The organism is Erwinia sp. ErVv1 (assembly GCF_900068895.1).
Lineage (GTDB): Bacteria > Pseudomonadota > Gammaproteobacteria > Enterobacterales > Enterobacteriaceae > Erwinia.
Genome location: NZ_CDPK01000011.1, coordinates 132,267 through 133,238, shown reverse-complemented (window position 1 = coordinate 133,238; position 972 = coordinate 132,267).

The window sequence follows — 972 nt, the reverse complement described above, 5'->3', positions numbered from 1 at the left end:
GACAACGGTCCCCGCAGGGCTTTGCACCGCATCACCGCAACGACAGAAAACCCCGGTGACACGGCGGTATTTTTTGCAGGCAGGCCAAATCCGCATCGGTGACAGAGCTATGTTGAGCCCTTAAAGTCAAAACCCGTTCCGGTGACACGGCTATGTTGCGGATCAGAACGCCGGGACGCCGTAAACCCCTCCCTGGGGGCTTCACTGCCGCATCCCTGCGGCAGAGACCCGGCTTATCTGCTCCGCAACACNNCCGGTCACGACGGCCTTGCCTGTCGAAAATTTTGCAGGCCGGGGCTGGACCTGAAGAGGTTTTTAGCAGCGACAACGTAGCCTGAGGCCAGCCGGGGACCGTTGGCTTAGCGGACCGTCGAGCGCAGGGATGCGCGAGCCGAGCCCACACGGACGTGCTTGCGGCGTGTCCGCGTGACGACGGTCCCCGCAGGGCTTCCCACCTTATCATCGCAACAATAATAAACGTTACAGATGCCAGCCAGGTCAACACTCGCTCCGGTGACAGGGCTGTGTTGTTTGCAGGAAGATCAAAACCGGTTCCGGTGACACGGCTATGTTGCGGGTCAGAACGCCGGGACGCCGTAAACCCCTCCCTGGGGGCTTCACTGCCGCATCCTTGCGGCAGAGACCCGGCTTATCTGCTCCGTAACACCGCCTTCTGGCTGCGGAATGCATTGCGGGTTCTCTGGCAGTGGCTAAAGTCAAAACCTGATCCGATTACGACGGCCTTACCTGCCGAATATTTTGTAGGCCCGAGCCGGACGTGGGGAGGTTTCTTTGCAGCGACTGTATAGTCCGAGGCCAGGCGGGGACCGTTGGCTTAGCGGACCGTCGAGCGCAGGGATGCGCGAGTCGAGCCCACACGGATGTGCTTGCGGCGGGTCCGCGTGACAACGGTCCCCGCAGGGCTTTGCACCGCATCACCGCAACGACAGAAAACCCCGGTGACACGGCGGT